This is a genomic window from Pseudomonas sp. COR18, assembly GCF_048568395.1.
Classification (GTDB): domain Bacteria; phylum Pseudomonadota; class Gammaproteobacteria; order Pseudomonadales; family Pseudomonadaceae; genus Aquipseudomonas; species Aquipseudomonas fuscovaginae_B.
Genome location: NZ_CP183808.1, coordinates 6,306,380 through 6,331,750, shown reverse-complemented (window position 1 = coordinate 6,331,750; position 25,371 = coordinate 6,306,380). Strand labels below are relative to the sequence as shown.

Genomic DNA, 25,371 nt, shown 5'->3' with positions numbered 1-25,371 from the left:
ACCGCAACATTCAAATCGATCAAGCGTTTCGGCTTTTGCCGTGGAGCGACCGGGCCCGGGCTCTGGCGAGCCCGGACCACAGCGTTTCAGCGACGACGGAACAGCGGCAGCGGTTCGTCGGTGGCGGCCTGGTAGGTCACCGAGAAGTCCTTGAGACTTTCCAGGGCTTCATACGGGTCCTTGTCGGCACGCAGGGCAAAGGCATCGAACCCGCAGCGATGCAGGTAGAACAGCTGGTCGCGCAGCACGTCGCCGATCGCCCGCAGTTCACCCTTGAAACCGTAGCGGTCGCGCAGCAGGCGGGCGTTGGAGTAGTTGCGCCCATCGGTGAAGGCCGGGAAGTTCAAGGCGATCACCTGGAAGTGCTTGACGTCGTCGCCGATTTCCTCGGCTTCCTCGTCGGCGTCCAGCCACACACCCAGGCCGCCGTCGCGGGCCTTGAGGGCGTGGCCGTGGTCGCGCCACAGGGCCAGCGGGACGATCAGGTCGTCGCAGTTGGTGATGCCGTCGAGGGTCGCGTCCTTGGGCAGCAGGTGCCAGGTCTCGTCGACCACCTGGTTGTTCTTAATGATTCGCTGCATAGACGCGTTCCTTGAAGAGGTCGATGCCGATACGTTGGTAGGTGTCGATGAAGCGCTCGTCTTCGGTACGCTGTTCCACGTACACGTCGATCAGCTTCGAGATCACGTCGGGCATGTCGTCCTGGGCGAAGGACGGGCCGAGGATCTTGCCCAGGCTGGCGTCGCGGCTGGCGCTGCCGCCGAGGGAAACCTGGTAGAACTCTTCACCTTTCTTGTCCACCCCGAGAATGCCGATATGGCCGACGTGGTGGTGGCCGCAGGCGTTCATGCAGCCGGAGATGTTCAGGTCCAGTTCGCCGATGTCGAACAGGTAGTCCAGGTCGTCGAAACGGCGCTGGATGGACTCAGCGATCGGGATCGACTTGGCGTTCGCCAGGGAGCAGAAGTCGCCGCCCGGGCAGCAGATGATATCGGTCAGCAGGCCGATGTTCGGCGTGGCGAAACCGTATTCGCGCAGTTCACCCCACAGTTCGAACAGCTTGCTCTGCTCGACGTCGGCGAGAATGATGTTCTGCTCGTGGGAGGTGCGCAACTGGCCGAAGCTGTAGCGGTCGGCGAGATCGGAGATCGCGTCGAACTGCTTGTCGGTGACATCGCCCGGGGCAACGCCGGTCGGCTTCAGCGACAGGGTCACGGCGACATAACCCGGCTTCTTGTGCGCGAGGGTGTTGCGCACGCGCCAGCGGGCAAAGCCCGGGTGCTGCTGGTCCAGTGCCGCCAGTTCGGCAGCCTGGTCTTGCAGCACCTTGTAGTCGGGGCCGACGAAGTGTTTGGCGATCCGCTGCACTTCGGCTTCGGTCAGGGTGGTCTGGCCGCCACGCAGGTGGACCATCTCGGCCTCGACCTTCTCGGCGAAGACTTCCGGGGTCAGGGCCTTGACCAGGATCTTGATCCGCGCCTTGTACTTGTTGTCACGACGGCCATAGCGGTTGTACACACGCAGGATGGCGTCGAGGTAGCTCAGCAGGTCCTGCCACGGCAGGAACTCGTTGATGAAGGCACCGACCACCGGGGTACGGCCCAGGCCACCGCCGACCAGGACCCGGAAGCCCAGCTCGCCGGCGGCGTTGTACACCGCTTCCAGGCCGATATCATGGACTTCGATGGCCGCACGGTCGGAACTCGAGCCGTTGATGGCGATCTTGAACTTGCGCGGCAGGTAGGCGAATTCCGGGTGGAAGGTGGTCCACTGGCGGACGATTTCGCACCAGGGGCGCGGGTCGATCAGCTCGTCGGCGGCGACGCCGGCGAACTGGTCGGTGGTGACGTTGCGCAGGCAGTTGCCACTGGTCTGGATCGCGTGCATCTGCACGGTGGCGAGTTCCTCGAGGATATCCGGAACGTCTTCCAGCGCCGGCCAGTTGAACTGGATATTCTGCCGGGTACTGATGTGGGCGTAGCCCTTGTCATAGTCGCGGGCGATCCTGGCCATCATCCGCGTCTGGCGCGAACTCAGTTGGCCGTAGGGCACGGCGACCCGCAGCATCGGCGCGAAGCGCTGGATGTAGAGGCCATTTTGCAGGCGCAGGGGGCGGAACTCTTCTTCGCTCAGTTCGCCCGCCAGATAGCGTCGGGTCTGATCACGGAACTGCTTGACGCGGTCCTCGATGATTCGCTGATCGTACTCGTCGTATACGTACATATTGATCCTGTTTTCAGGCTTTATAGGTCTGTCGAGGGCAAGACACCGTCGCCAGACCTGAACAATTCCGCGCGCACGGCCGCGCACTCCCAGGGGGAGCCGGCGAAAGATAGCAGTTTGCGGTTATGTGCAAAAATGATGTTTTTGAATATGAACATAACCAAAATCGATATGCTCCGCGAAGCCGCAAAGCCCTTGGTTGTGGTGGGGACAATTGTGGTCTTAACTGTCGATGAGTCTTCGAGCAATCACCGACAAAATCTACAAGAGGCGATGCGATGAGCAATCCAACCAAGACAAGGAAAAGCGACAGCGCGGTCGATGCCTGGGCCATCCTGTTCCTGATCATCCTGGTGGTGGTCACGGCGGTGTTCTGGGTCAGTCATCAGTGATCGGGCCGTTTGGCCTGGCCTGAGCCAGACGTTGTTCCCGGGTCTGTGTGCAGTCTGTTGTGGGGCTCAGGAATGAAAGGGGTGTAGCCAGATGCAGCAGCACGCGGTTCCCCGAAGGAGCGGGGAACCGTGAATTCTCGTGTGCATCAGACGCCGGCGAAGTGCAACACCAGCTTGACGATACCCAGTAGGGTCAAGGCGAACACGGCGGTGAACAGGATGCCCAGGATCACGAAATGGCTGGGCTTGCCGTGGGTGAAGTCGCGCGCCCGGTTTTTCCCGCTCTGAACGCCGAACGCCGCCGCCATCACACTGTGCAGCATCTGCCAGAAGGTCGGTGGCTTGTTATTGATAGGGTCGTCCATAAAGCCCTCCACACAGTTCTGTGTGTGGAGAGCATAGACAATTTCCGCGGTGGTCGCCGGGCGTGCGGTGAGACCTGCCCACGCGCGAACGTGGAGGTAACTGCAGGAGCCGGGCTTGCCCGCGAATCGCGTCAGTTGTCGTAACCCAGGTTCGGTGCCAGCCAGCGCTCGCTGACGGCCAGGTCCTGGCCCTTGCGCGCGGTGTAGCTTTCGATCTGGTCCTTGTCGACCTTGCCCACGGCGAAATACTGTGCCTGCGGATGGGCGAAGTACCAGCCGCTGACCGCCGCCGCCGGGAACATCGCGTAGTGCTCGGTGAGGAACACGCCGCTGCGACCGGCCTTGCCTTCGCTGGCCTCGGGGTCCAGCAGGCTGAACAGGGTGGCCTTCTCGGTGTGATCCGGGCAGGCCGGATAGCCGGGGGCAGGGCGGATCCCGCTGTACTGCTCCTTGATCAGCGCCTCGTTGTCCAGTTGTTCGTCCTTGGCATAACCCCAGTGCTCCTTGCGCACCTGTTCGTGCAGCCACTCGGCGCAGGCCTCGGCCAGGCGGTCGGCGAGGGCCTTGACCATGATCGAGTTGTAGTCGTCGCCCTTGTCCTGGTAGGCCTTGGCGACTTCCTCGGCGCCGATGCCGGCGGTGGTGATGAAACCGCCGACGTAGTCGGTGAGGCCGCTGCCCTGTGGTGCGACGAAGTCGGCCAGGGAGAAGTTCGGTTTTCCGTCGGTCTTGATGGTCTGCTGGCGCAGATGATGCAGCCTGGCCAGAGGCTGACCCTCGTCACCGTACAGCTGGATGTCGTCGTCCTGTACCTGGTTGGCCGGCCAGAAGCCGAACACGGCACGGGCGCTGATCAGCTTCTCGTCGATCAGCTTGTCGAGCATCTCCCGGGCGTCCTTGTACAGCGCGGTGGCCGCTTCGCCGACCACTTCATCCTCGAGGATGCGCGGGAACTTGCCGGCCAGGTCCCAGGAGATGAAGAACGGCGTCCAGTCGATGTACTCGGCCAGGGTGCGCAGGTCGATATTGTCCAGTACGCGGGTGCCGGTGAAGGTCGGTTTGACCGGCTGGTACCCGCTCCAGTCGAACTGCGGCTTCTTCGCGATCGAGGCGGCGTAGCTCAGGCGTTCGGTGCGGGCGCTGCGGTTGGCGGTACGCTCGCGGACCTCGATGTATTCCTCGCGGGTGCGCTGGACGAAACCGGCCTTGAGCTCCTTGGACAGCAGTTGGGTGGCCACGCCGACGGCACGTGAGGCGTCGGTCACGTAGACCACCGCGTCGTTGCTGTAGCGCGGTTCGATCTTCACCGCGGTGTGCGCCTTGGAGGTGGTCGCGCCGCCGATCATCAGTGGCAGGTGGAAGTCCTGGCGCTGCATTTCCCGAGCCACGTGGACCATTTCGTCCAGCGACGGGGTGATCAGCCCGGACAGGCCGATGATGTCGCATTTTTCTTCGCGGGCCACCTGCAGGATCTTCTCCGCCGGGACCATCACGCCGAGGTCGACGATGTCGTAGCCGTTGCAGCCCAGCACCACGCCGACGATGTTCTTGCCGATGTCGTGCACGTCGCCCTTGACCGTGGCCATCAGGATCTTGCCCTTGGCTTCCGGTTTGTCGCCTTTCTCCAGTTCGATGAACGGAATCAGGTGCGCCACCGCCTGCTTCATCACCCGGGCGGACTTGACCACCTGGGGCAGGAACATCTTGCCGGCGCCGAACAGGTCGCCAACGATGTTCATGCCGGCCATCAGCGGGCCTTCGATGACTTCGATCGGGCGGGCGAAGGACAGGCGCGATTCCTCGGTGTCCTCGACGATATGGGTGGTGATGCCCTTGACCAGGGCGTGCTCCAGGCGCTTGTTGACGTCCCAGCCGCGCCACTCCTCGGTTTCGGCTTCCTTGGCGGCGCCGTCGCCCTTGTACTGGTCGGCGATGGCGAGCAGGGCGTCGGTGCCTTCCGGCGTGCGGTTGAGGATCACGTCCTCCACCGCGTTGCGCAACTCCAGCGGGATCTGGTCGTAGATCTCCAGCTGGCCGGCGTTGACGATACCCATGGTCAGGCCGGCGCGGATCGCGTACAGCAGGAACACCGAGTGGATCGCCTCGCGCACCGGGTTGTTGCCGCGGAACGAGAACGACACGTTGGACACGCCGCCGCTGCTCAGGGCATAGGGCAGCTCGTCGCGGATGTAGGCGCAGGCGTTGATGAAGTCGACCGCGTAGTTGTTGTGTTCCTCGATGCCGGTGGCAACGGCGAAGATGTTCGGGTCGAAGATGATGTCTTCCGGCGGGAAGCCCACTTCATTGACCAGGATGTCATAGGAGCGCTTGCAGATTTCCTTCTTGCGCGCCTCGGTATCGGCCTGGCCGACCTCGTCGAAGGCCATCACCACCACGGCGGCGCCGTAGCGCTTGCACAGCCTGGCGTGATGAATGAACTGCTCGATGCCTTCCTTCATGCTGATGGAGTTGACGATGCCCTTGCCCTGGATGCACTTGAGGCCGGCCTCGATCACGTCCCACTTGGAGGAGTCGATCATGATCGGCACGCGGGAGATATCCGGCTCGCTGGCAATCAGGTTGAGGAAGGTGACCATCGCCTTCTTCGAGTCGAGCATGCCCTCGTCCATGTTGATGTCGATCACCTGGGCGCCGGCTTCCACCTGCTGCAGGGCGACTTCGAGGGCTTCGGTGTAGTTCTCCTCGCGGATCAGCCGGGCGAACTTGGCGGAACCGGTGATGTTGGTCCGCTCGCCGACGTTGACGAACAACGACTGACGATCGATGGTGAACGGCTCCAGGCCGGACAGGCGACAGGCCTTGGGAATGTCCGGGATCACTCGCGGCGCATACGCCGAGACCGCCTGGGCGATCGCCGCGATATGCGCCGGAGTGGTGCCGCAGCAGCCGCCGACGATGTTCAGGAAGCCGCTCTGGGCGAATTCCTCGACCACCTTGGCCATTGCCTCGGGCAACTCGTCGTACTCGCCGAATTCGTTCGGCAGGCCGGCGTTGGGGTGGGCGGAGACGTGGGTGCTGGCCTTGTCCGACAGCTCTTCCAGGTAAGGGCGCAGTTCGCTGGCGCCGAGGGCGCAGTTCAGGCCGACGGAGATCGGCTTGGCGTGGGCCACGGAGTTCCAGAATGCTTCGGTGGTCTGGCCCGACAGGGTACGGCCGGAGGCATCGGTGATGGTCCCGGAGATCATGATCGGCAGTTCGAAGCCCAGTTCCTCGAAGACACCCTGTACGGCGAATATCGCCGCCTTGGCGTTGAGAGTGTCGAAGATGGTTTCGATCAGGATCAGGTCCGAGCCGCCTTCGATCAGGCCACGGGTGGCCTCGGTGTAGTTTTCCACCAGTTCGTCGAAGGTGACGTTGCGGTAGCCGGGGTTGTTCACGTCCGGCGACAGCGAGCAGGTACGGCTGGTCGGGCCGAGGACGCCGGCGACGAAGCGTGGCCGGTCCGGGGTTTCCAGGGTTTTCGCGTCGGCCACCTGTCGGGCCAGGCGCGCCCCTTCAACGTTCAGTTCGTAGACCAGCTCTTCCATGCCGTAGTCGGCCTGGGAGACGCGGGTGGCGTTGAAGGTGTTGGTCTCCAGGATGTCGGCACCGGCATCCAGGTAGGCTTTCTCGATCGAACCGATCACATCCGGACGGGTGATGACCAGCAGGTCGTTGTTGCCCTTCACGTCGCTCGGCCAGTCGGCGAAGCGCTTGCCGCGATAGTCCTGCTCCTCGAGCTTGTAGCTCTGGATCATGGTGCCCATGCCGCCATCAAGAATCAGGATGCGTTCTTTGAGGGCCTGCTGGAGAGCGTTGAGGCGAGCGCTGCGGTCGGACATGGGACTACCTGGAAAGACGGATACAAAAAGAGCCGCGATGATAGCAAAGCTGTACGCTTTGAGAGCATGTCGGGCTTTTCCATGAAAATCGCTCATGTTGAAACCTTGGCGACAGGGTAGAATCAGCGCGTTTTTTTACTTCCAGGACCAGGGATATGTCGCATCGCTTTGTCAGTGTTTTCTTACTGCTGCTATTCAGCAGTGTCACTCAGGCGCAAAGCCCGGCCCCTGCGATTTCCTACACCCGTGATATACAACCGATCTTCACCGAGAAGTGCGTGGCCTGCCACGCCTGCTACGACTCCGCCTGCCAGCTCAACCTGGGCAGCGCCGAGGGCGCGGCGCGGGGGGCGTCGAAGCTGCCGGTCTATGATGGCGACCGCAGCAAGGCGCTCAAGCCGACACGTCTGTATATCGATGCGCAGACCCCGTTGCAGTGGCGCCAGAAGAAGTTCTATTCGGTGCTCGATGCCCAGGGCAGCCAGGCGGCGCTGATGGCGCGCATGCTGGAACTGGGGCACCGCACGCCGTTGCAGCCCAATGCCAAATTGCCGGACGACATCGTGCTGGGCCTGAACCGGCAGAACCTGTGCCCGTTGCCCGAGGAGTTCGACGGTTATGCCAGTGCCCACCCCCGGGAAGGCATGCCGCTGGCGGTGACCGGCCTGACCGACCGCCAGTACCAGACCCTGCGCGCCTGGCTGGCGCTCGGTGCGCCGATGGATGCCCAGCCGCTGGCGCCGACGGCCCGCGAGGCGCAGCAGATCAGCCAGTGGGAAAACCTGCTCAACGCCCCGGGCGCCCGGGAAAGCCTGGTGGCGCGCTGGCTGTACGAGCACTGGTTCCTGGCCCACATCTATTTCGATGGCGGCGAATCCGGGCACTTCTACCAGTGGGTGCGTTCGCGTACGCCCAGCGGCCAGCCGATCGACCTGATCAACACCCGGCGCCCCAATGACGATCCCGGCACCCAGGTCTACTACCGCCTGTGGCCGGTGCAGGGGGCGATCGTCCACAAGACCCACATCACCTATGCCCTCAACGCGGCGAAGATGGCGCGGATCAAGACCCTGTTCTACAGCGGCAACTGGCAGGTCAGCGCCTTGCCGGGCTATGGCCCGCAGCGCCGGGCCAATCCGTTCGAGACCTTCGAGGCGATCCCGGCCGCGGCGCGCTACCAGTTCATGCTCGACAATGCCGAGTATTTCGTCGACACCTTCATCCGCGGGCCGGTCTGCCGGGGGCAGATTGCAACCGACGTGATCCGTGACAACTTCTGGGCGCTCTTCCAGGCGCCGGAGCATGATCTGTACATCACCGACCCGAGCTATCGGGGCAAGGCCACGCCGCTGCTGGCGATGCCCGGGCAGAACGACGATGTCGGCAGCGTGCTGAGCCTGTGGCTGGCCTACCGGGACAAGCGCAACGAATACGAGTCGCTGCGCACCGAAGCCTATGCCGCCGTGCCGGCGCCCAGTTGGTCGAGCCTGTGGGCCGGCAATGACAACGCCTTGCTGAGCATTTTCCGGCATTTCGACAGCGCCACGGTCAGCAAGGGGCTGATCGGCGAAGTCCCGCAGACCCTGTGGCTGTTCGACTATCCGCTGCTGGAGCGCACCTACTATCAGTTGGCGGTGAACTTCGACGTGTTCGGCAACGTTTCGCACCAGGCCCAGACCCGGCTGTACTTCGACCTCATCCGCAACGGCGCCGAGCAGAACTTCCTGCGTCTGATGCCGGCGGATTCGCGCGATGGCTATCTCGACGATTGGTACCAGAACAGCGGCAAGATCAAGATGTGGCTGGATTACGAGCGTATCGACGACAGCAAGCCGAGCGCGCTGAAGCTCCATGGCAAGGACCCGAAACTCGACTTTGCCAGGCAGTTGCTGGCGCGCTACGGCGATCTCAACGTCCACCCGGACCCGATCAACCGTTGTGACGGCGCCTACTGCTCGCGGCCCAATATCGACCCGGCGCTGCAGGAGGCCGAACAGTCCCTGAGCCGGCTGGCTTCGCGCCCGGCGGCTGGGCTCAAGGTGATCGACCAACTGCCGGAGGCGACGATGCTGCGCGTCGAGACCCGTGGCGGCAAACGCGAGGTCTACAGCCTGCTGCGCAACCGGGCCCACAGTAACGTCGCATTCATGCTCGGCGAGGCCTACCGCTACCAGCCGGGCCTGGATACCGTGACCATCTACCCCGGCGTATTGAGCAGCTATCCGAACTTCATGTTCAACGTGCCGGCCGAGCAGGTGACCGCGTTCGTCGATGCCATGGAGCAGGCCCGGGATGCGGCGGCGTTCGAGCAGATCGTCCAGCGCTGGGGCATTCGTCGCAGCCACCCGCAGTTCTGGTTCTATTTCCATGACCTGACGACGTACCTCAAGGAAACCGACCCGGTGAATGCCGGTGTGCTGGACATGAACCGCTACGAGAACCTGTAGGGCGTGTCCTGCTGAAAGTAGCGGCTGGGGGACGCCCCCAGCGCCCGCCGAAAGACCGTGGCAAAGGCGCCAGGGCTGCTGTAGCCCAGCTCCAGGGCGACCCGGGTCACGGCTTCACCGTTGCCCAGGCGCACCACCGCCGCCAGCAGGCAGGCCTGCTGGCGCCATTCGACAAAGCTGACCCCGGTATGCTGGCGGAACAGTCGGGTGAAGGTGCGGCGGCTCATGCCGGCGTCACGGGCCATGTCGTCGATGGCGACCTCCAGTGAGGGCTGGTCCAGCAGGCGGCGGCAGATCCGCGCCAGGCGAGGCTCCCGGGGCAGCGGCGCGTTCAGTGCCAGCCGGGGCATCCGGGCCATCTCGTGGAGCAGCAGGCCCAGCAGGTAGCTGTCACGCTCATTGCAGCTGCCGTTGCTGCCAACCTCGGCCGCCTGTGCCAGCAACTGGCGCAGCAGTTCGGAAACCTCCAGGACCTGGCACTGCCCGGCCAGTGCCAGGCGTTGCCCGGTTTCGGCCAGAACATAGGCGTTGAGCATGGTCACCGGGCCGCGCATGCACATGGCGTGCGGCAGGTCCGCAGGCACCCAGACGGCGCGTCCTGGCGGCACCACCCAGTCACCGTCGTCGGTGAATACGGTGATCACGCCACACCCGGCATAGGCGAACTGGCCGCGTTCGTGGCGGTGCGAGTCGAATCGCTGGCCGTCACGGTAGTCATGACGGGTGACGATGACGTCCTGGGCGCTGCTTGGGTAGAAGTCGGGCATGGGATAAAGGGGCAGGGGTTGATCTTTGGCCCATTTTTATCCTTATCTGGCCTTGAGCCGCAAGCGGGCCATTGCACCTGCGGGCAAAGTAGCCCGGAACTGATTATCCGGATGGTTTGCCATGCAGAAAAAACACCTGTTGCTCGCCGTGCTGGTCACGGCGGTCTGGGGCCTGAATTTCCCTGTCACCAAGCTCGGCCTGGCGCGGGTCGATCCCTTGCTGCTGACCGCGCTACGTTTCACCCTGGCGGCGCTGCCGGGGGTGTTTTTCATCCGCCGTCCGCAGGTGGCCATGGGCTGGATAGCCGCCTACGGAATGATTTTCGGCGTTGCCATGTGGGGCCTGATCAACTTCGGCATCAGCCTGGGAGTGCCGCCGGGGACGGCTTCGTTGCTGATCCAGACCAGCGCCTTCTTTACCCTGGGCTGGGGCGTGCTGCTGTTTCGCGAGACGCTGAAAGCGTCCCAACTCGTCGGCGCGCTGTTGGCGGCCCTGGGGTTGGCCTGCGTGCTGTTCGGCAGCCCGGTGGGGGCGAGCAGGGCCGGCTTGCTGCTGGTGGTATTGAGCGCCGTGGCCTGGAGCCTGGGCAACGTGCTGATCAAGCTGTCACGGGTCAAGGAGGTGTTTGCCTTTGTCCTCTGGGCCAGCCTGTTCGCACCGTTGCCACTGTTGCTGCTGGCCTGGCTCCGGGGCGGCGTGACACCCTTCGTCGAACTGCCGGGGCAGATCGGCGCCGGCCTGCTGGGCTCGCTGGCGTTTCAGGTGTATGGTGCCACGCACCTGAGCTACTGGGGCTGGAACCTGCTGTTGCGCGAGTACCCGTTGTCCCGGGTGGCGCCGCTGTCATTGCTGATTCCGGTCTTTGGCATTCTCGGCTCGATCCTGCTGCTGGGGGTCTGGCCAAGTCCGGCGGGTTGGCTGGCGAGCGCACTGATTTTCTCGGCGCTGCTGGTCGGCTCGACGAATGGGGTCTCGATGCTTTTCCGACAAAAATACTAGGACTTTGTCGAGTGGCGCGATTTGGCGTAGACTGACAGCAATCTGTGAGGAGATTCCATGAGCGCCATAACCATTACCGATGCCGCCCACGATTATCTGGCGGACCTGCTGTCGAAGCAGAACACTCCAGGGATCGGCATCCGCATCTTCATTACCCAGCCGGGCACCCAGTACGCCGAGACCTGCATTGCCTACTGCAAGCCGGGCGAGGAAAAACCGGAAGACACCGCGCTGGGCCTGAAAAGTTTCACCGCCTGGATCGATTCGTTCAGCGAGGCGTTCCTCGATGACGCGGTGGTCGACTACGCCACCGACCGCATGGGCGGCCAGCTGACCATCAAGGCGCCGAACGCCAAGGTGCCGATGGTCAATGCCGACAGCCCGATCAACGAGCGCATCAACTACTACCTGCAAACCGAGATCAACCCGGGGCTGGCCAGCCACGGCGGCCAGGTCAGCCTGATCGACGTGGTCGACGACGGCATCGCCGTGCTGCAGTTCGGTGGCGGTTGCCAGGGCTGCGGCCAGGCGGACGTGACCTTGAAGGAAGGGATCGAGCGCACCTTGCTCGAGCGCGTGCCCGAGCTCAAGGGTGTGCGTGATGTGACCGACCATACGCAGAAAGAAAACGCCTACTACTGAGTCCGGTAGCAGGGCGTTCGCTGCCTTGAGTCGCAAGAAACGGTGCCCGTGAGCACCGTTTTTTATTGGGGGCAGGATTTGTGGTGCCTGTGTCGGCCCATTCGCGGGCTTGCCCGCGAATACGTCCTGAAGCTCGCTAGCGCCCCCGCAGGTAATCGCGCAACCGCTCCTGCAGATACGGCACCCCCAGCGGATGCTCCAGGTACTCGGCAATCGGCATCATCCGCCAGTACTGTCCCTCATCGCCAAAATGGATCGCCTCGATCTCCACCGGGTCCAGTTGCCCCACCAGAAACCATGAGTGGCTGCCCGGCTGGGTGACGCTGGGGTAGCGTCGCGCCCACTCGATGCGTTCGGCGCCGATCCGCAGGGAGAACTCCTCGTCCAGTTCCCTCAGCGCGCATTCGCTCGGGGTTTCCTCGCCTTCGCGGCCACCGCCGGCAAAGTCCCAGTGGCCAGGGTAGGGGATGCCGTCCTTCATGTCGCGCAGGTAGGTCAACAACTGATCGCCGCAGAGCAGTGCCAGCTTGGCTCCGGAAAACGTCGGTTCGGGCATCGTTTTTTTCTCCGCCTGTTCAGGGTCGATACAAGTGGGCATGACCGGCCCGATACAGGGATGATTCGCTGAAATGGTCGCTGCCCAGTACCCGTCCCACCAGGATCAGCGCCGTGCGCCGAAATCCCTTGGCCTCGACCTTGGCCTGGATGTCCGCCAATGTGCCCTGTACCCAGTCCTGGTCGGGCCAGGTGGCGCGGTGAATCACCGCAACCGGGCAGTCCGCGCCGTAATGAGGCAGCAGCTCGGCGACGATCTTCGCCAGATGGTTGACCCCCAAGTGAATCGCCATGGTCGCCTTGTGCCGGGCCAGGTCGCCCAGCTCCTCGCCTGCGGGCATCGCGGTCTTGTCGGCGTAACGAGTCAGGATCACGCTCTGGGAGATATCCGGCAGTGTCAGCTCGGCACCGAGCAGGGCCGCGCAGGCAGCGGTGGCGGTGACCCCGGGAACGATTTCGTGGGCGATGCCCAGCTCGCGCAGGTGGCGGATCTGCTCGCCGATGGCGCCGTACAGCGATGGGTCGCCGGAATGCACCCGGGCCACATCCTGGCCGCGGGCATCGGCCGCCCTGATCAACTCGATGATCTGTTCCAGGTGCAGTTCGGCGCTGTTGATCACCTGGCTGGCGCCATGGCCCTCCAGCACGGCCGCAGGTACCAGTGAGCCGGCATAGATGATCACCGGGCAACTGCGGATCAGGCGCTGGCCCTTGACGGTAATGAGTTCCGGATCGCCGGGGCCGGCACCGATGAAATAGACGGTCATAAACTTCTCTGAACGGGCTGCGCGCAAGGTTCCATGGGCACCGGATTTATCCGCGAAGCCCTGACGGCAGTCGCTCGTTTCGCGTCGAGCGCACGCGGAGCTCGCCGGGTGGGTTTGCGGGTAAATCCTGGGTCCACATGAACAACGCTCATGCAGGAGGAGGGGATTATCCAGGGTTTTGCCCGGTCCAGGCCAGTGCGAAGGTCGCCTGCGGGTGCTTCTGGCGTGAAATAAGCAGGCTTGCCGGGGACTGTCCCTGTTGTTCGGCCAGGGCCAGGGCGGCACTTTCGGCAACGCCGTGGCAGCCAGTATGGGCGAAAGCCAGGCTGGAGCGATGGCTCAGATGTGGCTCGTAGGGTTGCAGCGCCGTGGCGCTGAAGAACAGCAGTGGCAGTTGCAACTGTCGAGCGAGTTCCAGCAATCCCGGCTCATGGCGTTTTCCATCGATACTGGCCAGCCCGGTGACTGCCGAGAGGTCGAGTCGACAGCTCTGCAGGGCACTTTCCAGCAGTTGCCGCAGGACCGACGCCTCGCAGCCTTGCCGGCAACCGAAGCCAGCCGCCAGGGCTGGCTGCGCGGGGGGCTTTGTCATGCCCGGTGCCGAGTGTCGGCCTTGCGACGGAACAGCCAGGCGCTGATCAGGCCCAGGGCCAGCCAGAACACCGCGTTGGTCAGTTGCGAGGCGATCTTGAACTGCGCCTCCAGTGCTTCTGGTGCCAGGCTGGAATGCACGTCCGGTTGCGGTGCACCGATCACGTGGGGCACCACGACAATGGCCACGCCCAGCAGCTTGAGCAGCCAATGCCGGCCGAACACGACCAGGGCGATGGCCACGGCAGTGGAGGCAGCGGTGCTGGCCCACCAGATCTGCCGTTGCAGCAGATCCGCCGCGGCGGTGCCGGGCAGTTCCGGCGGCAGGCCGAGGGTCGGTGCCAGGCAGAAGGTGGCGTAGCCGGCCAGCCCCCAGAGCAGCCCCTGGGAGGTGCGATTGGGCGTACGCAGGGTATACAGGCCGGCGAGCATCAGGGCGAAACCGACCGCGACCACCAGGTTGCCGCCGGTGGTGGACAGCACGCGCTGCCAGCCATCTTCCGGCTCCCACGCTGCTTCATCGTGGCCTTCGTGACTATGCCCGGCCATGGCGGCGCCGGTGTGCTCATGGGCTTCGCTGGCCGGGGCCTTCTCGTAGGTTTCCGCTTCGAGAATCAGGGGGGCGACCCAGAAGCTTTGCAGCAGGGTCAGCAGCAGGGCGGCCAGCAGTCCGCTGAAGCCGGCGGTTTGGGCGATACGCTTGATCATGGCAGGGTTCTCGGTGGCACGGCTCAGTGGCACGGGAAGGCGGCGCTGTGACGTGTATCGTGGGCAGCATTATGGACCGCATCGATGTGCGAGAACCCGGCGAAATAAACCAGCAGCACGCCGAGGACGCTGGCGCCGATGGCGGCGACGAGACGTTGGCTGCGGGTCGATGTGACGGTGCCGGAATGGCTGGCGGTGGTGACGGACATGGCGCTTCCTTCTGGGTCTTCAGCAGGCGGCCACGCGCAGAAAAACCTCGGCGGGCCGGGCCCGGAGGTTTCAACAGCGCCTGCCCACCGCAGGTTTGTCATTCGATATTTCCGGGCCGGTCTCCGGGCTCGCGAGGGGTTCCAGCCTGGCTCGAACCTTCCAGCATCACCTTCCCATGCCGGCTGGCACAGTGGATCTGACGCTTCTCTCGCTTACCGTTGCGGGGGCAGCACCGGACTTGTCAGGCATGATGAAGCATCCGCCGACGCACCGGTTTCCCGTTTCACCCTGTGAAGGGCACCCAGAACAGACGAGTAGGAAAGCATGCCATCTACCGGTGCGTCAACTGAGCTGCATGGTGACCACCGGGTCGAGAAAAGGTGGGGAGGGCTGCGGTAAAAAGCCGAACCTAAAGTTATTTCTAGAATAATAATCTCAATAAAAACAATGAGTTAGATAATGCTTTTAATCTTATATCTGAGCTGATCGATCGAAAACGGCTTACCGATCACCTGCATGCCGGCGGGTACTTCGAGGCTGTCGGCGTAGCCGCTGGCAAACAGCACCGAGAGTCCGGGGCGGACCTGGCACGCGGTCCTCGCCAGGTCTCGGCCGTCCATGTCGGGCAAGCCGACATCGGTCATCAGCAGGTCGATGGGGGTGGCGGTGTCATTGAGAAACTCCAGGGCCGCGTCGCTGCCGCTGGCCTCCAGGACCCTGAACTCCAGTTCCTCCAGCACATCGACAATCAGCATGCGGACAATGGCGTCGTCTTCGACGACCAGGATGGTGGAGCTGGCTGCGCACATAAGGGGTTTCCCAAAAAAGTGAAAGCGGAGCAGGAAGGTGCCTGTCTTTTGTATTGGTAAGCGGCCAATTGCCACAAGTTCTATTTCTTGTACAAAAATATTTTGCTGTACAAGAGAGTAGGATAGCGGGTCTGATTGATGCTGGGCAGTGCGAGGCAGGAAAATGCCTTCTACGCTGTGAGAAAAATGGATCCTTTTTTTACAAAATTACGTCAAACTCCTTGGTTTTCAAGACTTCCTCCGGGGCCCGAAATGAATTCACCGTCTTCGGTTGATGAGAGCAGTTTTCGCAAACTCCTGAGTCGCAACATCAGCCTGCCGCTTGGGGTGGGTGTGCTCAGCGCAGTGTTCTTCGTTTCCCTGATCAGCTATCTGCTTTCGGTGATCCAATGGGTGCAGCACACGGACCGGGTGATCAACAACATCAATGAGGTGATGACGCTGTCTGTGGACCTGGAAACCGGCATGCGCGGTTTCCTGATCACCGGCGATGAGCACTTCCTCGACCCCTATGAAGTCGCCAAGCCGAAGATCATGGCCGAACTGCGCGGCTTGCAGCAGTTGGTGGCGGACAACCCGCAGCAGGTCGATCGTTTCAGGCGCATCGAGGCCCTGCAGGGGGCCTGGACCGAATACGCGCAATCGATGATCGATCTGCAGCGCAGCAAGGGCGACTATCGCGAAGCGATCAAGGCCGGGCGTGGCAAGCGCCTGACCGACGAGATCCGCAGCGAGTATGCCAATGCCATCGACACCGAGCAGCAACTGCGCCTGTCCCGCAATGACGATGTGCGGCGTACCACCCTATGGAGCATCACTGCCTATCTGGTCTTCGTGCTGGGCCTGAGTGCGCTCCTGGCTTACGTTGGTAGAAGAGATTTACTAAATCTTTCAGCGAGTTATGGGAAGAATCTCGAGTCGCAACTGAAGAGTTCCGAGCGCCTTGAGAAGCAGGCCTGGCTGCGTGGCGGTCAGAACGAACTGTCCTCGCAGATGCTCGGCCAACTCGGGCTGAGCCCCCTGGGGCGCAATATTCTGCAGTTCTGCGCCCAGTACCTGGGCAGTGCCGTGGGTGTCCTGTATGTCCGTGAGGAGCATGGTGGTTTCCGGCGCATCGCCACCTATGGTCTGTCTCGCGAGCAGGAGCAGCAGCGGGTCGAGGTCTTCACCGATGAAGGTATTGTCGGCCAGGCCGCCACCGAGGACCGCCTGATTCGTCTCGACGGACTTCCGCAGGACTACTTCAAGGTCAGTTCCGGTCTCGGCGAGGGGTTGCCACGCCACGTGGTGGTGGTGCCGACACGCGACGATGGGCGAGTCAACGGCGTGATCGAACTGGGCTTCCTGCGTGAGCTCGTCGAGCGCGACATCGAATTGCTGGAGCTGATTGCCGGCAGTATCGGCACTTCCGTCGAGGCCGCCCGCTATCGCCAGCGCCTGCAGGAGGTACTGGCCGAGACCCAGCAACTCAACGAAGAGTTGCAGGTGCAGCAGGAGGAGCTCAAGACCGCCAACGAGGAACTGGAGGAGCAATCCCGGGTACTCAAGGAATCCCAGGTGCACCTGGAGACCCAGCAGACCGAGCTGGAGCAGAGCAACGAGCAGTTGGCCGAGCAGGCCACGGCCCTGGCCGAACAGCGCGACGCTCTGGACCGCAAGAACAGCGAGCTGAACCAGGCACAGGTCGAGCTGGAAGAACGGGCCGATCAACTGCAGCGTTCGAGCCGGTACAAGTCCGAGTTCCTCGCCAACATGTCCCACGAGCTGCGCACGCCGCTCAACAGTTCGCTGATCCTGGCCAAGCTGCTGGCGGAGAACCCCCAGGAAAACCTCACCGACGAGCAGGTCAAGTTCGCCGAGTCGATCTATTCCGCCGGCAACGATCTGCTCAACCTGATCAACGACATTCTCGATATCGCCAAGGTCGAGGCGGGCAAGCTTGAGGTGCGCCCCGAGAACACCAGCGTGGCACGGCTCGTTGAAGGCCTGGACAACCTGTTCCTGCCGCTGGCGAACGACAAGGGCCTGGGATTCAGCGTGGTGATCGAGGAGGGCGCGCCCGAGATGCTGTTCACCGATCGCCAGCGCCTGGAGCAGGTGCTCAAGAACCTGCTGTCGAACGCGCTGAAGTTCACCGAGCAGGGCCATGTCAACCTGACCGTTTCCAGCCGGCCCGGTGTCGGCATCGTCTTCAGTGTGCGCGACACCGGTATCGGCATTGCCGTCGAGCAGCAGGAAAGTATCTTCGAGGCCTTCCATCAGGCCGATGGCACCACCAACCGGCGCTACGGCGGTACCGGCCTGGGCCTGTCGATCTCCCGCGACCTGGCGGCGCTGCTGGGCGGTTCGATCAGTGTGGCCAGTGAGCCGGGTCGGGGCAGTGTGTTCACCTTGGCGCTGCCGCGCGAGTACACCATGGCCACCAACGAGGTCACCCAGGCTCCGGTGCCGGCCCACGTGCCGTCGATCATGGCGGCCAGCCCCCGTGTCGAGCCGCCGGCGGCGATCGAAACGCCGATCGAGCGTTTCGCCGACGATCGTGACAAGGCGCCGTTCACCACCCGCAGCATCCTGGTGATCGAGGACGAGCCGAGCTTTGCCCAGATCCTCTACGACCTGGCCCACGAACTGGGCTACCAGTGCCTGGTGGCCCACGGTGCCGACGAGGGCTTCGGGCTGGCGGCGCAGTTCATCCCGGATGCGATCCTGCTGGACATGCGCCTGCCCGATCACTCCGGCCTGACCGTGCTGCAACGCCTCAAGGAGCAGGCGTCGACCCGGCACATCCCGGTGCACGTGATTTCCGTGGAGGACCGCGTCGAAACCGCCATGCACATGGGCGCCATGGGCTACGCGGTCAAGCCGACCACCCGCGAGGAACTCAAGGAGGTCTTCTCCCGGCTCGAGGCCAAGCTGACCCAGAAGGTCAAGCGCGTCCTGCTGGTCGAGGACGACGACCTGCAGCGTGACAGCATCGCCCGGCTGATCGGCGACGACGACATCCAGATCACCGCGGTGGGGCTGGCTCAGGAGGCCCTGGACCTGCTGCGCGAGAATGTCTACGACTGCATGATCATCGACCTCAAGCTGCCGGACATGCTCGGCAACGAGTTGCTCAAGCGGATGTCCACCGACGAAATCCGCTCGTTCCCGCCGGTGATCGTCTACACCGGACGCAACCTGACCCGCGATGAAGAGGCCGACCTGCGCAAGTATTCGCGCTCGATCATCATCAAGGGCGCCCGCTCGCCGGAGCGCCTGCTCGACGAAGTGACATTGTTTCTGCACAAAGTCGAATCGCAGTTGTCCCATGAACGTCAGCGCATGCTCAAGACCGCCCGCAGCCGCGACAAGGTCTTCGAAGGTCGCAGGATCCTGCTGGTGGACGACGACGTGCGCAACATCTTCGCCCTGACCAGCGCCCTGGAGCACAAGGGCGCGGTGGTCGAGATCGGACGTAACGGCCGCGAAGCGATCGAGCGGCTCAATGAGGTCGAGGACATCGACCTGGTGCTGATGGACGTGATGATGCCGGAAATGGATGGTTATGAAGCCACCGTCGAAATCCGCAAGGACCCGCGCTGGCGCAAGCTGCCGATCATCGCGGTGACGGCCAAGGCGATGAAGGACGACCAGGAACGCTGCCTGCAGGCCGGCGCCAACGACTACCTGGCCAAGCCGATCGACCTGGACCGCCTGTTCTCGCTGATTCGCGTGTGGTTGCCGAAAATGGAAAGGATCTAGTGCAGCAGAACATCGACATTGAAATACGCCTGTTGATCGAGGCGATCTACCTCAAGTACAGCTACGATTTTCGCGATTACTCCGGTGCATCGATCAAGCGCCGGATCGTTCACGCCATGCGCCAGTTCGACTGCGCGACCATTTCCGCGCTGCAGGAACGGGTCCTGCACGACCCGGCGGCGTTCATGCAACTGCTGCAGTTCCTGACCATTCCGGTCAGCGAGATGTTTCGCGACCCCAGCCATTTCCTGGCGATTCGCCAGGAGGTGGTGCCGCTGCTGCGGACCTACCCGTCGATCAAGATCTGGGTGGCCGGCTGCAGCACGGGGGAAGAGGTCTACTCGATGGCGATCCTGCTGCGCGAGGAAGGCCTGCTGGAACGCACCATCATCTACGCCACCGATATCAATCCCAGTTCGCTGGAAAAGGCCAAGCAGGGAATCTTTTCCCTGGACAACATACCTGCCTATACCCGTAACTATCAGCTGGCGGGTGGGCAGCGGGAGTTTTCCGAGTACTACACGGCCGCTTATGGCTATGCGATTTTCGACAAGACGCTGCGTGAGAACGTGACCTTCGCCGATCACAGCCTGGCAACCGACAGCGTATTCTCAGAAACTCAATTAATTTCATGTCGTAACGTATTGATTTATTTCAATAAAAAGCTTCAGGATAGAGCCTTTGGCTTGTTTCACGAGTCGCTCTGCTACCGGGGGTTCCTCGCGCTGGGCAACAGGGAAACCCTGGAATTTTCCTCCTTTGGCAAGCAGTTCGAGACCTTGGTCAAGCAAGAGCGGATCTATCGCAAGCTATGAACAGACTGGCCCTTGAGTTCACCCAGCGACAGCGTGTCGAAGCCATAGCGATGGGGGCTTCGGCTGGCGGTGTCGAAGCGTTGCTGACGGTGTTCGGCGAGTTGCCAAGAGGTTTCGGCCTGCCGATCATCGTGGTGCTGCACCTGCCCGAGGAGCGCCAGAGCCACCTGGCCGAGGTATTCGCCCGGCGTGTGTCGATGCCGGTCAGGGAACCGGCCGACAAGGAACTGATCAGTCCCGGTACCCTGTATTTCGCGGCACCCGGTTATCACCTGTCGGTGGAGCAGGACCGCACGTTTTCCTTCAGTTGCGAGGCGCGCGTGCACTATTCGCGTCCCTCCATCGACTACCTGTTCGAATCGGCCGCCGATGCCTATGGCTCACGACTGCTGGCGGTGCTGCTGACCGGAGCCAACCACGATGGTGCCGGCGGACTGGCCCAGGTCAAGGCCCAGGGTGGCCTGACGGTGGTGCAGGACCCGCGCGAGGCGCGGGTGGCCACCATGCCCGAGGCGGCCCTGGCGCTGCATACTCCCGACTACATACTCCCTCTTCGCGGCATTGGCCGCCTGCTTGCCGAGCTGGAACGAATCGCATGCTAAGTACTATCCAGGCCAAACTGCTGATCGTCGACGATCTGCCGGAAAATCTGTTGGCGCTGGAAGCGCTGATCAAACGTGAGGATCGTGTCGTCTACAAGGCCCACTGCGCCGACGAGGCCCTGTCGCTGTTGTTGCAGCATGAATTCGCCATGGCCATTCTCGATGTGCAGATGCCCGGCATGAACGGTTTCGAGCTGGCCGAACTGATGCGCGGCACGGAAAAGACCAAGAACATTCCCATCGTGTTCGTCAGCGCCGGCGGGCGTGAGCTCAACTATGCCTTCAAGGGTTATGAAAGCGGCGCGGTGGACTTTCTCTACAAGCCGCTGGACACCCATGCGGTGAAGAGCAAGGTCAACGTCTTTGTCGACCTGTACCGGCAGAGCAAGGCCATGAAGCAGCAGGTCGAGGCCCTGGAACAGAGCCGGCGCGAGCAGGAGGCACTGCTGCGCGAGCTGCAGGCGACCCAGGAGGAACTGCAACGCGCGGTGCGCATGCGCGACGATTTCATGTCGATCGTCTCCCACGAGGTGCGCACGCCGCTCAACGGGCTGATCCTCGAAACCCAACTGCGCAAGATGCACCTGGCCCGCAACAACGCCGCGGCCTTCACCCTCGACAAAATGACGGCCATGGTCGAGCGTGACGAGCGGCAGATCCGGAGCCTGATCCGGCTGATCGAGGACATGCTCGACGTGTCGCGTATCCGCACCGGCAAGCTGTCGATCCGCCCGAGCCGCTTCGATCTGTCGCAGCTGGTGAGCAAGCTGCTGGAAGGCTTTGCTCCCCAGGTCCAGGCTGCCGAATCGACCCTCAACTTCGAGACGAGCGGCCCGGTGGAAGGCAACTGGGACGAGTTCCGTATCGAGCAGGTGGTTTCCAACCTGCTGACCAACGCTGTGCGCTACGGTGCGAAAAGCCCGATCGATGTCCGCGTCTATACACGGGACAATCAGGCCTGCATCGAGGTCCGTGACCGCGGTATCGGCATCAGCGAAGAGAACCAGAAACGTATCTTCCAGCAGTTCGAGCGGGTTTCGGCGGCCCATGCGGTCGCCGGGCTGGGGTTGGGCCTGTTCATTTCCGAGCAGATCGTCGCCGCCCATGGCGGTACCATCACGGTCAGCAGCCGGTTGGGTGAAGGCTCAACCTTTTGCGTTCACCTGCCGTTACAGGAAAACCGGTAAACCGACGCAACCTCCGGGCGGGCCGGTGGTCGTATGGGCAGAATTTTGAGAATGAAGGTTTTCCATGAGTGAAGATGCACAAGACGTCGTCCTGATCGTCGAGGACGACCCGTCGATCCTGATGGTGTTGTCGGCCTATCTGTCCAGTGTGGGCTATCGGGTGCTGCAGGCCGAAAACGGCGAGCAGGCATTCGAGATACTGGCGACCAAGCCCAACCTGGACCTGATGGTTACGGACTTCCGGCTGCCCGGCGGGATTTCCGGGGTCGACATCGCCGAGCCCGCGATCAAGCTGCGCCCGGACCTGAAGGTTATTTTCATCAGCGGTTATCCGGCGGAGATCCTCGAGACGGACAGCCCGATCACCCGCAAGGCGCCGATCCTGGCCAAGCCGTTCGACCTCGATACCCTGCAGGAGCAGATCCAGCGCCTGCTGGCCTGACTCAGGCGTTGATCATTTCCCGCACCCTGGCCGTCAGCAGGTCCAGATTGAAGGGCTTGGTGATCATCTGCATGCCCGGATCGAGGAAGCCGCCGCGTACTGCCGCATGCTCGGCATAGCCGGTGATGAACAGCACCTTGAGCCCGGGGCGCAATTGGCGACCGATCTCCGCCAGTTGCCGGCCGTTCATCCCCGGCAGGCCGACATCGCTGATCAGCAGGTCGATGCGCTGGCCGGACTCCAGCACCGGTACGGCGGCATTGGCGTCCGCCGCCTCGACGAAGTGGTAGCCCAGCTCGCTCAACACATCGCGCACCAGCACCCGCACGGCCGGGTCGTCCTCGACGATCAGCACGGTTTCGCCTTCCGCAGCGTGTGAGGTCGGCAGCAGTTGCAGCGAATCGTCCTGCAGTGTCGGCTCGCCCTTGTAGCGCGGCAGGTAGAGGTTGACCGAGGTGCCCTGGCCGACATGGCTGTCGATGCTGACGTGGCCATGGGACTGCTTGCTGAAACCGTAGATCATCGATAGGCCGAGGCCGGTGCCCTGGCCGATCGGCTTGGTGGTGAAGAACGGGTCGAATACCCGGCTGATGATGCTCTCCGGCATGCCGCAGCCGGTGTCGCGGACCTGCAGCAGCACATAGTCGCCGGGTTCCAGGTGGCCCTGGGTCTGGGTGAAGGCCAGGTCCAGCGTCTGGTTGGAAGTGCTGACCAGCAACTGGCCGCCGTCCGGCATGGCGTCGCGGGCATTGATCACCAGGTTGAGCAGGGCGCTTTCCAGTTGATTGGGGTCGGCTTCGGCGGTCCACAGCGCCTCGGCCAGGTTCATGCGCAGTTCGATGCTCTCGTCCAGGCTGCGATGGAGCAGTTCGCCCATGGATCTGACCAGCTCGTTCATGTCCACCGGCTTGGAGTCCAGCGACTGGCGTCGGGAGAAGGCCAGCAGCCGGTGGGTCAGGCCGGCGGCGCGGTTGGCCGAGGTCACGCCGAGGTCGATGAGGTTTTCCAGGTCCTCCAGACGCCCGCGCGCCAGTCGGCGCTTGAGCAGTTCCAGGCTGCCGATGATGCCCGTCAGCATGTTGTTGAAGTCGTGGGCAATGCCGCCGGTCAGTTGGCCGACCGCTTCCATCTTCTGCGACTGGCGCAGGGCTTCCTCGTTGTGACGCAGTTGTGCAGTGCGTTCCTCGACCTGTTGCTCGAGGGTTTCCAGGGTTTCCTTTAGCCGCAATTCGCTCTGGCTCAGGTCGATCAGCCGGTCACGGGCTTCGTACTGTCGCCTTCGGCCGCGAATGGCCGACGTCACCTGGCTGATCAGGGTCACCGGATGAAAGGGGCGCTCGAGGAAGGTGACGTTGCCCAGCTGGCTGCCGAAGCGGGAAGAGGCCGGTCGTTCCGGGCCGCCATGATGGGTCAGCAGGACGATCGGCAGGTCCGACCAGGCCGGTTGTTCCTGCAGGTGCTGCAGCAGCGGCTCGAGGTCGGTCGTCTGCAAGGCCTCGATGGCGATGATCAGCAGGCCGGCACCGAGCTTCAGTTCGTCGCACAGTGTCGGCAGGTTCTGCGCGACCACCCCGCTGAATCCGGCCTGTTCGAGGACCATCCGCGCAATCTGGCTGTCGCGCCCCCAGGGCGCGAGAATGATCGCCCGTTCGGAGACCTCGTCGCGCAGACTCACAAGTCTGCGTCCTGCAGCAGCGGCAGGTCCTCGCCGAGATAGGTCGGAACGCCGCGCAGCACGCCCTGGAAGGCCTCCAGCGGTTCGCCGATGGTCATCCCGCGCGGGCTGATGCGGTATTCGCGAATGGTCGACTCATGGGAGCCGGTGCGTTTCTTGATGATCGACATCGCCCGGCGCACCTGGCCGAGGGCCTCGAAGTAGCGCAGCAGGATCACCGTGTCGGCCAGGTAGGTGATCTCCACCGGGGCCTGCATGTCACCGACCAGCCCGTGTTGGGCGACGGTCATGAACGTCGCGGCGCCGCGGCGATTGAGGTACAGCAACAGTTCGTGCATGTGCAGGATCAGCGCGTTTTCTTCCGGCATGGCCGCCTGGTAGCCGTTGATACTGTCGATCACCACGGTCTTGATATGGCCCTCGTCCACGCAACGTCGGACCTTGTGGGAGAACTCCCCGGGGGAGAGTTCGGCGGCGTCGACCTGGTCGATCCACAGGTTGCCGGTGGCGCGCAGGGCGGCAAGGTCGATGCCGATGTTCTTCATGCGCTCGTACAGCAGGCCCAGTTCCTCGTCGAAGATGAACAGCGCGGCCTTTTCACCGCGGGCCACGGCTGCTGCGGCGAAGATCATCGCGATCAGGGTCTTGCCGGTACCGGCCGGGCCGAGAATCAGCGTGCTGGAGCCGGTTTCGATGCCGCCGCCGAGCAGGGCGTCCATCTCCTTGATACCGCTGCTCAGCTGCTGGCGCAGGTACTCGCCGCGATGCTCGGCCGCCACCAGGCGCGGGAACACATGGACGCCGTCGTTGCTGATGGTGAAGTCATGGTAGCCGCCGCGGTACTTCTGCCCACGGTACTTGACCACCCGGACCCGGCGCCGTTCGGCGCCGTAGTTGGGTGCCAGTTCCTCGAGCCGGATCACCCCGTGGGCGACGCTGTGCACGGTCTTGTCGAGAGATTCGTTGGTCAGGTCGTCGAGCAGCAGGACCGTGGCGTCGTAGCGCACGAAGTAATGCTTGATCGCCAGGATCTGCCGGCGGTAGCGCAACGAACTCTGGGCCAGCAGGCGGATCTCGGACAGGCTGTCGAGCACCACGCGGGTCGGCTTGACCCGTTCGACCGCCTCGAAGATCTGCCGGGTGGCTTCGCCCAGTTCCAGGTCCGAGGAATACAGCAGGCTCTGCTGGTGTTCGGTATCGAGCAGGTTCTCCGGCGGCGTCAGCTCGAAGATCTCGATGTTGTCGTCGAGGTCCCAGCCATGGGAGCTGGCCCCCTGGCGCAGTTCCTCCTCGGTTTCCGAGAGGGTGATATACAGCGAGCGTTCCCCGGCGGCGGCACCGGCCAGAAGGAACTGCAATGCGACGGTGGTCTTGCCGGTACCGGGTTGGCCTTCGAGCAGGAACACATGGCCGCGGGACAGGCCGCCGGAAAGAATGTCGTCCAGGCCTTCGATGCCAGTGGCTGCCTTGGGTGTGCTGGGGGCAGTGGATGTAGTCAATTCCAGGGGCTCTTTTGGCTGGGAGTTCCTTACTGGACCTTCAGCGTCACCCACGGTTCCCCACTTCAACGGCGCTATTGTGTCTGTGT

20 protein-coding genes, 2 pseudogenes and 1 riboswitch are annotated in these 25,371 nt (G+C 63.1%); of the genes and pseudogenes, 9 read left to right on the top strand and 13 right to left on the bottom strand.

Translation table 11 applies throughout. The annotated features are described in order from the left end of the window. Nucleotides 1-86: 86 nt before the first annotated feature. From ACM62G_RS28460 to metH, 4 genes are all read right to left on the bottom strand, one after another. Nucleotides 87-581 (bottom strand): DUF934 domain-containing protein, encoded by a 495-nt coding sequence (locus ACM62G_RS28460; protein WP_054058169.1) that lies wholly within the window; start codon nucleotides 579-581, stop codon nucleotides 87-89. Further along, nucleotides 565-2,223, bottom strand: a complete 1,659-nt coding sequence (locus ACM62G_RS28455) for a nitrite/sulfite reductase (RefSeq protein ID WP_419736171.1) — start codon at nucleotides 2,221-2,223, stop codon at nucleotides 565-567. Before ACM62G_RS28455 ends, ACM62G_RS28460 begins: the two co-directional genes overlap by 17 nt. 538 nt (nucleotides 2,224-2,761) lie before the next feature. Further along, nucleotides 2,762-2,980, bottom strand: coding sequence for a DUF2970 domain-containing protein (locus ACM62G_RS28450; RefSeq protein ID WP_273820755.1), 219 nt, complete (start codon nucleotides 2,978-2,980; stop codon nucleotides 2,762-2,764). 131 nt (nucleotides 2,981-3,111) lie between these two features. Beyond that, entirely contained in the window at nucleotides 3,112-6,822 is a 3,711-nt protein-coding gene (gene metH, locus ACM62G_RS28445) for a methionine synthase (protein WP_419736170.1), read from the bottom strand. Nucleotides 6,823-6,977: 155 nt separating this feature from the next. Between metH and ACM62G_RS28440 the strand changes: the two genes are divergently transcribed. Further along, nucleotides 6,978-9,269 carry a fatty acid cis/trans isomerase gene (locus ACM62G_RS28440; protein WP_054058165.1) on the top strand — a complete coding sequence of 764 codons (2,292 nt, stop codon included), beginning with the start codon at nucleotides 6,978-6,980 and terminating at the stop codon, nucleotides 9,267-9,269. On the opposite strand, the gene ACM62G_RS28435 is transcribed toward ACM62G_RS28440, so the two are convergent. Then, nucleotides 9,254-10,036, bottom strand: a complete 783-nt coding sequence (locus ACM62G_RS28435; RefSeq protein WP_419736169.1) for a helix-turn-helix domain-containing protein — start codon at nucleotides 10,034-10,036, stop codon at nucleotides 9,254-9,256. The two genes, ACM62G_RS28440 and ACM62G_RS28435, sit on opposite strands and share 16 nt — an antisense overlap. 121 nt (nucleotides 10,037-10,157) lie before the next feature. Here ACM62G_RS28435 and ACM62G_RS28430 point away from each other — a divergent pair, with 121 nt between their 5' ends. Together ACM62G_RS28430 and nfuA are read left to right on the top strand one after the other, a co-directional pair. Further along, entirely contained in the window at nucleotides 10,158-11,036 is an 879-nt protein-coding gene (locus ACM62G_RS28430) for an EamA family transporter (RefSeq protein ID WP_273820758.1), read from the top strand. A gap of 57 nt (nucleotides 11,037-11,093) precedes the next feature. Next, the gene (nfuA, locus tag ACM62G_RS28425; protein ID WP_054058162.1) at nucleotides 11,094-11,678 is read left to right on the top strand and encodes a Fe-S biogenesis protein NfuA; all 585 of its coding nucleotides are present in this window, start codon (nucleotides 11,094-11,096) and stop codon (nucleotides 11,676-11,678) included. Between the two features lie 136 nt (nucleotides 11,679-11,814). On the opposite strand, the gene ACM62G_RS28420 is transcribed toward nfuA, so the two are convergent. The 6 genes from ACM62G_RS28420 to ACM62G_RS28395 form a co-directional block, all read right to left on the bottom strand. Beyond that, a complete protein-coding gene (locus tag ACM62G_RS28420; RefSeq protein WP_419736168.1) occupies nucleotides 11,815-12,234 on the bottom strand; it encodes an NUDIX hydrolase in 420 nt (139 codons plus the stop codon). A gap of 19 nt (nucleotides 12,235-12,253) precedes the next feature. After that, nucleotides 12,254-13,000 (bottom strand): precorrin-4 C(11)-methyltransferase, encoded by a 747-nt coding sequence (gene cobM, locus ACM62G_RS28415; protein WP_054058160.1) that lies wholly within the window; start codon nucleotides 12,998-13,000, stop codon nucleotides 12,254-12,256. A gap of 166 nt (nucleotides 13,001-13,166) precedes the next feature. Further along, nucleotides 13,167-13,592 carry a cobalamin biosynthesis protein gene (locus ACM62G_RS28410; protein WP_054058159.1) on the bottom strand — a complete coding sequence of 142 codons (426 nt, stop codon included), beginning with the start codon at nucleotides 13,590-13,592 and terminating at the stop codon, nucleotides 13,167-13,169. Further along, a complete protein-coding gene (locus ACM62G_RS28405) occupies nucleotides 13,589-14,299 on the bottom strand; it encodes a CbtA family protein (protein WP_054062237.1) in 711 nt (236 codons plus the stop codon). The genes ACM62G_RS28410 and ACM62G_RS28405 overlap by 4 nt, the downstream gene beginning before the upstream one ends. A 23-nt stretch (nucleotides 14,300-14,322) precedes the next feature. Next, a complete protein-coding gene (locus ACM62G_RS28400) occupies nucleotides 14,323-14,508 on the bottom strand; it encodes a CbtB domain-containing protein (protein WP_054058157.1) in 186 nt (61 codons plus the stop codon). Nucleotides 14,509-14,604: 96 nt separating this feature from the next. Continuing rightward, nucleotides 14,605-14,829: riboswitch (cobalamin riboswitch) on the bottom strand. Between the two features lie 132 nt (nucleotides 14,830-14,961). Further along, nucleotides 14,962-15,318 (bottom strand): response regulator, encoded by a 357-nt coding sequence (locus ACM62G_RS28395; protein WP_419736167.1) that lies wholly within the window; start codon nucleotides 15,316-15,318, stop codon nucleotides 14,962-14,964. A gap of 252 nt (nucleotides 15,319-15,570) precedes the next feature. Here ACM62G_RS28395 and ACM62G_RS28390 point away from each other — a divergent pair. The 6 genes and pseudogenes from ACM62G_RS28390 to ACM62G_RS28365 form a co-directional block, all read left to right on the top strand. Next, nucleotides 15,571-17,731, top strand: a pseudogene (locus tag ACM62G_RS28390) (CHASE3 domain-containing protein); the annotation flags it as partial. A gap of 71 nt (nucleotides 17,732-17,802) precedes the next feature. Further along, nucleotides 17,803-19,062: pseudogene (locus tag ACM62G_RS28385) on the top strand (response regulator); the annotation flags it as partial. Further along, nucleotides 19,062-19,877: a CheR family methyltransferase gene (locus ACM62G_RS28380; protein ID WP_419737575.1), complete on the top strand. Its 816-nt coding sequence runs from the start codon at nucleotides 19,062-19,064 to the stop codon at nucleotides 19,875-19,877. The pseudogene ACM62G_RS28385 and the gene ACM62G_RS28380, both read left to right, overlap by 1 nt. After that, entirely contained in the window at nucleotides 19,874-20,479 is a 606-nt protein-coding gene (locus ACM62G_RS28375) for a chemotaxis protein CheB (protein WP_419736166.1), read from the top strand. The genes ACM62G_RS28380 and ACM62G_RS28375 overlap by 4 nt, the downstream gene beginning before the upstream one ends. Further along, complete coding sequence (locus ACM62G_RS28370; protein WP_054062234.1) at nucleotides 20,473-21,666, top strand: hybrid sensor histidine kinase/response regulator; 1,194 nt, start codon at nucleotides 20,473-20,475, stop codon at nucleotides 21,664-21,666. The genes ACM62G_RS28375 and ACM62G_RS28370 overlap by 7 nt, the downstream gene beginning before the upstream one ends. 64 nt (nucleotides 21,667-21,730) lie before the next feature. Continuing rightward, nucleotides 21,731-22,108: a response regulator gene (locus ACM62G_RS28365; RefSeq protein WP_054058152.1), complete on the top strand. Its 378-nt coding sequence runs from the start codon at nucleotides 21,731-21,733 to the stop codon at nucleotides 22,106-22,108. 1 nt (nucleotide 22,109) lies between these two features. Here the strand turns inward: ACM62G_RS28365 and ACM62G_RS28360 are convergent, their stop codons facing one another. Then, complete coding sequence (locus ACM62G_RS28360) at nucleotides 22,110-23,783, bottom strand: response regulator (RefSeq protein WP_273820762.1); 1,674 nt, start codon at nucleotides 23,781-23,783, stop codon at nucleotides 22,110-22,112. Then, a complete protein-coding gene (locus ACM62G_RS28355) occupies nucleotides 23,780-25,282 on the bottom strand; it encodes an ATPase domain-containing protein (protein WP_273820763.1) in 1,503 nt (500 codons plus the stop codon). The genes ACM62G_RS28360 and ACM62G_RS28355 overlap by 4 nt, the downstream gene beginning before the upstream one ends. Nucleotides 25,283-25,371 lie beyond the last annotated feature (89 nt).

Excerpts from the sequence above, each read along its gene's own strand:
- ACM62G_RS28405 (WP_054062237.1), bottom strand. The coding sequence starts at position 14,299 with ATGATCAAGCGTATCGCCCAAACCGCCGGCTTCAGCGGACTGCTGGCC.
- ACM62G_RS28400 (WP_054058157.1), bottom strand. The coding sequence starts at position 14,508 with ATGTCCGTCACCACCGCCAGCCATTCCGGCACCGTCACATCGACCCGC.
- ACM62G_RS28440 (WP_054058165.1), top strand. The coding sequence starts at position 6,978 with ATGTCGCATCGCTTTGTCAGTGTTTTCTTACTGCTGCTATTCAGCAGT.
- ACM62G_RS28455 (WP_419736171.1), bottom strand. The coding sequence starts at position 2,223 with ATGTACGTATACGACGAGTACGATCAGCGAATCATCGAGGACCGCGTC.
- ACM62G_RS28370 (WP_054062234.1), top strand. The coding sequence starts at position 20,473 with ATGCTAAGTACTATCCAGGCCAAACTGCTGATCGTCGACGATCTGCCG.
- nfuA (WP_054058162.1), top strand. The coding sequence starts at position 11,094 with ATGAGCGCCATAACCATTACCGATGCCGCCCACGATTATCTGGCGGAC.
- cobM (WP_054058160.1), bottom strand. The coding sequence starts at position 13,000 with ATGACCGTCTATTTCATCGGTGCCGGCCCCGGCGATCCGGAACTCATT.
- ACM62G_RS28410 (WP_054058159.1), bottom strand. The coding sequence starts at position 13,592 with ATGACAAAGCCCCCCGCGCAGCCAGCCCTGGCGGCTGGCTTCGGTTGC.
- ACM62G_RS28365 (WP_054058152.1), top strand. The coding sequence starts at position 21,731 with ATGAGTGAAGATGCACAAGACGTCGTCCTGATCGTCGAGGACGACCCG.
- ACM62G_RS28420 (WP_419736168.1), bottom strand. The coding sequence starts at position 12,234 with ATGCCCGAACCGACGTTTTCCGGAGCCAAGCTGGCACTGCTCTGCGGC.
- ACM62G_RS28435 (WP_419736169.1), bottom strand. The coding sequence starts at position 10,036 with ATGCCCGACTTCTACCCAAGCAGCGCCCAGGACGTCATCGTCACCCGT.
- ACM62G_RS28375 (WP_419736166.1), top strand. The coding sequence starts at position 19,874 with ATGAACAGACTGGCCCTTGAGTTCACCCAGCGACAGCGTGTCGAAGCC.
- metH (WP_419736170.1), bottom strand. The coding sequence starts at position 6,822 with ATGTCCGACCGCAGCGCTCGCCTCAACGCTCTCCAGCAGGCCCTCAAA.
- ACM62G_RS28430 (WP_273820758.1), top strand. The coding sequence starts at position 10,158 with ATGCAGAAAAAACACCTGTTGCTCGCCGTGCTGGTCACGGCGGTCTGG.
- ACM62G_RS28395 (WP_419736167.1), bottom strand. The coding sequence starts at position 15,318 with ATGTGCGCAGCCAGCTCCACCATCCTGGTCGTCGAAGACGACGCCATT.
- ACM62G_RS28450 (WP_273820755.1), bottom strand. The coding sequence starts at position 2,980 with ATGGACGACCCTATCAATAACAAGCCACCGACCTTCTGGCAGATGCTG.
- ACM62G_RS28460 (WP_054058169.1), bottom strand. The coding sequence starts at position 581 with ATGCAGCGAATCATTAAGAACAACCAGGTGGTCGACGAGACCTGGCAC.